Annotated in this window: 5 protein-coding genes; 1 reads left to right on the top strand and 4 read right to left on the bottom strand. The window is 57.6% G+C overall.

Translation table 11 applies throughout. The features are described from left to right. The 3 genes from EN885_RS30625 to EN885_RS30615 form a co-directional block, all read right to left on the bottom strand. The coding region (locus EN885_RS30625; protein WP_206616868.1) for an MmgE/PrpD family protein at positions 1-584 on the bottom strand (584 nt) is incomplete at its 3' end. Positions 585-771: 187 nt separating this feature from the next. Beyond that, positions 772-1,494, bottom strand: coding sequence for a gamma-glutamyl-gamma-aminobutyrate hydrolase family protein (locus tag EN885_RS30620; RefSeq protein ID WP_126063852.1), 723 nt, complete (start codon positions 1,492-1,494; stop codon positions 772-774). Positions 1,495-1,517: 23 nt separating this feature from the next. Further along, positions 1,518-2,693, bottom strand: a complete 1,176-nt coding sequence (locus EN885_RS30615; protein ID WP_128335248.1) for a Xaa-Pro peptidase family protein — start codon at positions 2,691-2,693, stop codon at positions 1,518-1,520. 2,115 nt (positions 2,694-4,808) lie between these two features. On the opposite strand from EN885_RS30615, the gene EN885_RS30610 reads away from it, so the two are divergent. After that, positions 4,809-6,284 (top strand): amidase, encoded by a 1,476-nt coding sequence (locus tag EN885_RS30610; protein ID WP_128243874.1) that lies wholly within the window; start codon positions 4,809-4,811, stop codon positions 6,282-6,284. Between the two features lie 364 nt (positions 6,285-6,648). Here EN885_RS30610 and EN885_RS30605 read toward each other — a convergent pair whose 3' ends face one another. Next, positions 6,649-7,818, bottom strand: a complete 1,170-nt coding sequence (locus EN885_RS30605) for a M20 aminoacylase family protein (protein ID WP_128243873.1) — start codon at positions 7,816-7,818, stop codon at positions 6,649-6,651. Positions 7,819-8,136: the final 318 nt, after the last annotated feature.

The raw sequence follows: 8,136 nt of genomic DNA, 5'->3' as shown, positions 1-8,136 counted from the left end.
TTGGCTGACGCAGTAGAGAATACGACCGGTCCTTCGGATCCGGCAATCGCCAACGCATGAGCGGTCTCTGTTGCACCCAAGCCTAGGAGACGGCAAGCTGCGGCCGCAGCTCCGTAGCCGACCCAGCATCCACTCGCATATGTATGGATTGATTCAACACGGCGAGAGCTCGCGATTCGCAGAGCGACTTCGTAACCGAGCGCGATCGCAACCATCGTCTCGGAGACTGACGCGTCGACAGCCTGAGCCACTGCCAAGGCGGCGGGAATGACGCCGGAGCCAGCATGGCCTGCTGCGCCGCGGTGACCGTCGTCGATATCCAGAGCGCTCGCGGCAGCGCTGTTCGCCATCGCAGCGCCTACCACACTAGAGTGATTGTCCGTCAACCAGATGCTGATCGTGCCTTCGCCATAGGCTTCCACTGCTGCGTTTCTGGCTGCGTCAGCTAACGGCGATCGCAGACCCGCGGCTGTGGCACCGATAAGGTCTAATATAAGCAACGAGATAGTCTGCCGTGTAGCGGCTGGCAATCTACTTGCTGGGTAGCTGCTAACAAATTCACCGAGTTCAAGTACGGCTCGCACTGGAAGAGCTCCGTTAAGACCAGTTCTTTTGGGAATAAATTGCCTCAAATGGAGGCTTCGCGTCGTAGGACGCTTTGTCTCTATTCGCCTTCACTCCCTGTGTGGGAATCAGCGGTGGTGTGTTACCGGTTATTGACGCTGCCAGGGATTTGCGTGTGAGGCTGCACACGCGTGCTGGTTGCGCACGTCATGGGGCCTCTCTTCCAATCGAGTTGCAAGCTCTTGTGAAACTTTCAATCAAATTGCGACAGGCGCGCTCACTTTCATACATGCATTCTGGGTGCCACTGGACACCGATCACAAAGGGCCGTCCGGGTGCTTCGATCGCCTCGACGACGCCGTCGTCGGCCCGCGCGGAAACGACAAATTCAGGAGCCAGCCGTTTGATGGCCTGGTGATGATAGCTGTTTACCCGGAATGATGACTGCTCGCCACAGATCCGCCACAGGCGCGAGTCGCGATCCAAATGGACCTCGTGAACAGTCTGATCTAACGGTGTTCCATCGCGATGGTCGATCACATCAGGTAGCTCATCTATGGTATGCGGATAAATCGTCCCCCCGCCGACAACGTTCAAAATCTGCATCCCCCGACAGATGCCGAGAATAGGCATGGGCCGATGGAGCGCTGATCGGATGAGCGCGAATTCGAAGTTATCGCGCTCCGGGATAATTCGTTGAACAGCAGAGTGTGGAGCCGCCCCGTACAGTTCGGTCGGAAAATCTCCACCCCCGGTAAGAACGAGACCGGAAATGTGATCTAACAGCGCGCTTACTTCATATGGTTTGACATAAGGCAAAATGATCGGAAGCGCGCCGGCTGCTTCGATTACACGCACATAATGGACGGGACAGAAGTAGCGTTCCCCCTCCACGTCGAAATTGCTGACGATCCCAATCACCGGTTTCATGCATTCAGCCTCAGGTTGTTTTCTCAAGCTTGAAAGAAAAGCTTGCGCTCAATACCGGTTAGGCGTTCCGGACCTTGTTCCGTCACCAATACCGTCTCGCTGAAGCCCATCCCGGCTGCCATTATCAGCATATGGAACACCATTCCGGCCTCCAGCACCCATTCCACGCCCGGCACGAATTCGCGGATGAATTCACCGGCGGAGGGGCGGTGATTGAGGGCGAGCGAATAGCCGGTGCGGTTCGTGTATGTCTCACGCAGACCAGACGCCAGGATTGGCTCGCGGCAAGCTCGGTCGATCACGCTGGCCGGTGTGCCCGGCTTCATCAGTGCGATGGCCTCGTCTTGGACGCGGATGATTGTCTCAGCTACACGCTGCTGCTCAGCGCTCGGGGGACCAGCAACGGCGCTGCGCATTAAGCGTGCCCAATAATGGTGATGGATCCCGCTAAGCTCAAAATAGACAGGATCACCGCGTTCGAGGCGCCGGTCGGACCATTGCCCGTGGATGAGATTGGTTCGATTGCCCGAGGTGATGGTACCGCTGAGCGGCATTTCTGACCCGGCATTCACCAACGCGCCGAACACGGCGGCAGCGAGCTCTCGCTCTTTGACGCCGGGCGCGATCGCCCCGATGCCAGCCCGCATGCCCACTTCAACCTGGCGGGCAGCGCCGCGCAGGTAGTCTATTTCCCGCGGTGATTTGATCAGGCGCAGGTGATCGACAATGCGCGGCTCTCTGACCAAAGTCGCATTGGGCAGCAATGCTTGCAGCATCTTCCAGCGTTCCACCGTCAAGAACCATGAGTGCTCATCAACGCCGACGTGGCCGCCTGCCAAACCGAGGCCATCGAGGGCTCTTCTCGCCGTGTCGAGCCAAACGGGGAGCGGATCGGCGGCATCTGCATAGGTCACGTGGTCTTTCACCCAAGACGTGGCGTGCGCTGCCGGGACTTCCACATCGCGCAAGATCAGCACCGGGTCGCCGCGGCTCGGAACCGCCAAGGCGTGATAGGAAAAATAGCCTGTAGTATGGAATCCACTAAGATACAGGATGTTTTCTGGCTGATGCAGCAATAACACGGGAAGATCATGCTTAGACATCTCCTTCTGCGTGCGCTGCAGCCGTGCCCGATATTCCTCAACTGAAAAAATCATCCCGTTGTCCGCAGGCTCATTCACCGGCGTGCGCTCCGTCATGTTAAGTCACCTCTGGACATGCGTACCTCTGTATTCGTTTGTCGCCGCGAACAAGTCCCTTGATCGCGGAACGATACTTGGCAATTTTCTAACATCGGCGGGGAGGAGAGTTTCCACCAAAATGGGCCTCCGCTGAAACGTGGAACGCACAAGCTGGACATGGTTTGAAATGTACGCATCCGCCGGCGGCCCAATTCAATGGCAAGCGCTTCTTGGCCCATGTCAGGAAGATGGACATCACCGTCGCTCACCGGGGGATGTCGTTGTGCTCGACAAATTTGACGTCACCAAAGCCAAGCGGCGCGACAAGCCATTCGGATAGTCAGCACCAAGCGTCTCTCTTACTGCCCAAATGCTCCCGAGGACTGAACCCCCTCGAACTCGTCTAGGGCAAGGTCAGGGCCCGCCTAAAACCGGCCGCCGCGCGAGGCTCCATGATCTCTGCGCGGCATTGGCGAGCTCCTTGACAGCTCAAACCCGAGTAGATGTGCCGGTAATCGAGCGAGCTGCCGGACCGACAGGCAGCGGATCCCTGGATGAGTTTGTCACTGTCTCCGCCTATCACCGCAAGCGCGCGATCCGTGTGCTCGGCCGAGGTGAGACGAGGCCGCCTTCCGACGGTAGCGCGCCGCCCGTTATGGCGCTCAGGTTCGAGACATGGTGGTGTTGTGGGAGGCGTTGCCCGCTTCTACTCGAAACGCCTGTACCGCTGATCCCCCGTCTTGCTGCCGGCGCCTGAGCGGCATGTCGCAAAGTGCGTGTTGTGGCTCGCTACGGGCAATGCGTCGGGCCGGAATGAGTTCGGCAGTGAGCCGATCGGTTCCGGTCCGCACCTCACCTTCTCGTTCGGTAGCTTTGTGCAGACGATGGTTCTGACCGATATCGCTAGGGATCTGGACCGAGTGCGTGCTGGTCCAGACTCTGGAACGCGATCTGGGGACCACTGCCATAAAACGGGCTAGAACGCTCTTCCGTTTTCCGCTGCGGGCGTCGACCTCGATATGGAGCCTTCATGAACCGGTTCTAAGGTATTTCGGAACAATGATCAGGCTTGAGTCGAGCGGAGCAGAAGAACAGCGCCAGCGCGAAGCCTGGTAGGCCGCGCGAGAGATTTTTCGGTGCGGAGGCGACGGCAATGGTCGTTCGCCTCTGTGACGCGGTCAGTCTGTACGGCAGTCTGTTCTAGCCGTCATTCAACGTTGCTGGAGAAAGGCCCGAATTGGCGCCCGTCTGAACAGGCGCTATCGGCTATATGGTCACCTCATTGTCCAGAAGTTCACCTCCCATCGCAGACGACGCGCTCCGTAAATGGCGAACCGCTCACCACCCGAGAGGAGTTCGTGAGGGAGATCAATCAGTGCGCCCGCTGTGATGGCGCGGCGGACGACCTCGCCAAGTACAAATATCACTGATCGAGATCGGCTATTTGGTTGAGGAGGAGGCCCACATCGGCGTTTCGACCAACAATCGACTAGGAGATCTCAGCGATCACCGGCCGGCGGCTCCGTGCCGGCGATCAATGCGCCGCACTACGCTGCATGCCGCCATTGCGAGCTGGGGTAACCTTCACCGCCTGCTCGTGACCACCCTGCGCTTGGGCCAGGTAGGCCCGCACAAGCGCGAGTTTGTGGATATCGGATCGAACATGAGCTGCGGCGTGCGCCCGCAGAGGCCGCGACACTTCAACCCCGCCGCCTTTTGCAGCTCGCGTTTCAATAGATGCAGCATTTTGGCGCAAACTCGCCTTCCCCTGATGCTAATCACTCCAGAATTGTCGCCTCCTGAGGGGGCGTTTGAGGCAAACGACAGCCGAATCCTACGCCCGTGCCGTCGACAAGCCCCAATAGTGCGGACAACCGCGCCCGAGCTCAGAGGGAAGAACTGGAACATGAGGATTTCTCGGCGCGGTCCCGTTAACATGCGCGCTCCTGCCGGAATGGCCTTATCGTTACGTGCAGCGACGCCAGCGCAGAGAGCCCATCGACCTGTGGATAATATTGACGACCTTGCCATCTTCGAGCCGGTCATTGCGAGGCCTAACGTCACCTCCCCATTCCTTTGGAGTCGGGCAAGAAGGCGCGAATACAATCTGGGTTGGGTAAGGGTATTTTTGAGATGAGATTGAGTGAATATGTCGATCATGATGCCACCGCTCTGGCGTCTCGTGTGAATGCTGGCGAAATAACGCCTTTGGAGTTGACGCGGCTGGCCCGCGAGGCACATGACGAGGTCAACCCTTTAGTCAACGCCGTCATCGAGTTCTATGAAGATGCTGATAGCGTGGCAGGCGCCGACGGAGGAATTTTTCACGGCGTACCTTTCCTTCGCAAGGATATTGGTGCTGCCGAAGCTGGCCGACTTCAGGAGCGAGGTAGTCGCCTGTTCAAAGGCTGTCGTCCCGACACCGACAGCTATTATTTTCGTCGCTCGCGAGAAGCAGGCCTCCGTACGATCGGTAGAACAACACTCCCGGAGCTTGGAACGTCCGGAATGAGTGAATCCATTTTAAATGGCATTACCGGCAATCCATGGAGTTTGGACCGATCAGCAGGAGGCTCGTCCTCGGGAGCCGCCGCGGCGGTTGCCGCAGGCATCACTCCCATCGCACATGCCAGCGACGGCGGTGGCTCAATTCGCATTCCTGCCTCATGGTGCGGCCTTGTCGGGCTGAACCCATCCCGCGGGCGTGTATCTGGTGGGCCGAACAACCAAGACGCGTCGCTGGGCCGTAGCCGAACCTTTGTCGTCTGTCGGACGGTGCGCGATATGGCTGCTGCATTGGACGTCTTTTCGGGTCCTTATGCTGGAGATCCATTTATCATCGTCCAGCCGAGCCGCCCTTATGTGGACGAGCTATCCCAACCGACCGGCACTCTCCGGGTCGGAGTCGCGCGATCCAAATGGGCAGCGGTTGATATCGAGCCCGAGGTCCGTCAAGCGGTCGACACAATTGCCGCGCTTCTGGAGGAAATGGGCCATCTAGTCGCGGAGATCGACCCGCCATACGACCCTGAGGAGAGAACGAGGATAACGCTTCGCAGCTCCGCCCTGAGTGCAATGTCACTTGAAGACGCGGCCCGGGCCATGGGCCGAACGATCGACGCAGACACTCTGGAACCGGTCAATCTTAAGCTTTATGAATATGGCCGCAGCTCTCCAAGTGATTCCATAGGAAACTTACTTGAGGATGTCCGTAGATTCCGGTTCCGCGTCGGCGAGGCGATCGATGCCTTCGATATTTTGTTGACGCCTACGATGCCAATCGTTGCCCCGCCGCACCGAGGCATCTATTGCACGACCAATCCGGCGGTTTCTGCACTGGAATTCATGGACGCCGATGCCGCTGCCGCGATTTATCAGTACATGGGTGTATTCAACATCACTGGGCATCCATCGGTGTCGCTACCGTTGGCCCATAGCGCTAACGGCTTGCCAATCGGCCTGCAAATTGTCGGCCGTTTTGGTGACGAGGCAACGTTGGTGCGGATCTCGCGCGACCTGGAAGAGGCATGCCCATGGCGCCAGCGACGACCAAGCGTTCGAGCAGGGAAAAGTCATCCGTCGCCGGAGCTTCGCTACCAAGAAGCATGATCGCCTATGTCAAAGCAGACGAAGGGAGCGCGACGTCATTTCAGCGGCTGGAAACTAGCGTCAATGGGCGCCTTGCCGCCGCTCCAATTACGCCCGCGGCCTGAGGCATTCGACGATCTGGGCCGGCTGACGAACAACGGATTCCGCGTCGATAAATCAAGAACGCTGCATAACCATCATCGACGTATACTTGTGGCGTAGGGGAGGTTATTGACCGTTGACCGCACCAAGTTCACCACAGGATGGCGCCCCTATGCTAAAGGAATAGTGAAGAGACTCGGCAGATCAATTCGCCATCCGCCGAATAGTCAGTGCATCTGAGTAGCAGTACCAAGTACATCATAGAGACGCCGCAGATCGCGTTTTAGGGTGCGAGAACGGTCTCGACCAGGTTCACCCAGTAGCCGATGCCATAAGGCAAGGCTTCGTCGTTGAAATCATATGCCGGGTGGTGTACCGAAGCGGTCGGTCCATTCCCAAGGAATATAAGAGCGCCTGGCCGCGCCTCAAGCATGTAGGCGAAGTCCTCTGCACCCATGCTTGGTCTCATGTTTTGATTCACCGACGCAGGTCCCACTAGGTCGCGTGCCGCCTTTACCGCAAATTTCGTTGCCTCCTTGTTGTTGACAGCACCAGGGACTGATCGACGGTACTTGAACTCGATATCTGCGCCGAACCCGCGCGCAATGCCCTGAGCGGCTGCCAAAATCTCTCGTTCGGCGAAGTCTCGCAGGTCCGGTGCGAGTGTCCTGACCGTTCCGGCGATCTCAACATTATCGGGAATGACATTGTAGGCCTGTGCAGCGCTCAATTTGGTGACGGAGATCACCAGCGACTCCTTTGGGTCGGTCTTACGCGAGACCAAGGTTTGCAGGCCAAGGACTATCTGTGCTGCGATAACCACGGGATCAATGGTTCGGTATGGGTGGGCCGCATGGCCGCCTCTGCCCTTCACGATTATGTCGAAGTCGTCCTGGGAGCCCATGATTTGGCCGTCGCAAATGGAAAACTTGCCGAGTTCCATGCCCGGCATGTTATGCATACCAAAAACCTGGGATACGCCAAAACGGTCCATAATCCCTGCCTGGACCATTCTTAGGCCTCCCGACGGCAATTCTACCTCTTCTGCTGGCTGGAATATCAAGGCGACCGAGCCCTTGAAGTTGCGTGTATTCGCAAGGTATTTCGCGGCGCCGAGCAGCATGGCCGTGTGGCCGTCGTGGCCGCATGCGTGCATCTTGCCTGCTATCTTGGACGACCAGGGTTTGTTTGACGTCTCAACGATTGGCAGGGCATCCATATCTGCCCTCAATCCAATAGTCGGCCCGTCTCCACCTTCGCCCTGAACCACGGCGACGATACCGGTCTCAGCTATCCCCGTTTCGATATGATTGATTCCGAAAGAGGCTAGTTTCTCGGACACGAACTCCGCTGTATTGTACAACCGATAATCAAGCTCGGGATTTTCATGGAGATAGCGGCGCCACTCGGTTGCCTCGCGCTGTATATCCCGGAAAGTTTCTACGCTTCTCATGTCACATTAGCCCCTTCTTCGACACAGTCGCCGAGCCCTTTCGATGTCCCTTTCCATCAGCGTCGCGTTCCCGCGGAAGAGGCAACGGTGGATTGCATCCTTTTTTGGAGCGCGGCATAAGCGATCCAACGTCTACTTGTTTATTCAAGTCAACGATCAGAATCTTTGTCCACCCTCTAGGGAGGATGGGACATGTGAGAGAGGGATTTGTGCCAAAATGCACCGGACCGTGAAATGCAGATCACGCAACATGATACGGTGTGAAATATAGCCGTCACGTTCTGCGACGCACTCGGGACAAATATGGATAACAGATAA

The organism is Mesorhizobium sp. M6A.T.Cr.TU.014.01.1.1, from assembly GCF_004022765.1.
GTDB lineage: Bacteria > Pseudomonadota > Alphaproteobacteria > Rhizobiales > Rhizobiaceae > Mesorhizobium > Mesorhizobium mediterraneum.
Note: the sequence above shows the minus strand (reverse complement) of the source record. Positions and strands in the feature narration are given on the sequence as shown.

Bases quoted from the DNA above. Each gene is read 5' to 3' on its own strand.
- EN885_RS30620 (WP_126063852.1), bottom strand. From the start codon at position 1,494: ATGAAACCGGTGATTGGGATCGTCAGCAATTTCGACGTGGAGGGGGAA.
- EN885_RS30615 (WP_128335248.1), bottom strand. From the start codon at position 2,693: ATGACGGAGCGCACGCCGGTGAATGAGCCTGCGGACAACGGGATGATT.
- EN885_RS30610 (WP_128243874.1), top strand. From the start codon at position 4,809: ATGAGATTGAGTGAATATGTCGATCATGATGCCACCGCTCTGGCGTCT.
- EN885_RS30605 (WP_128243873.1), bottom strand. From the start codon at position 7,818: ATGAGAAGCGTAGAAACTTTCCGGGATATACAGCGCGAGGCAACCGAG.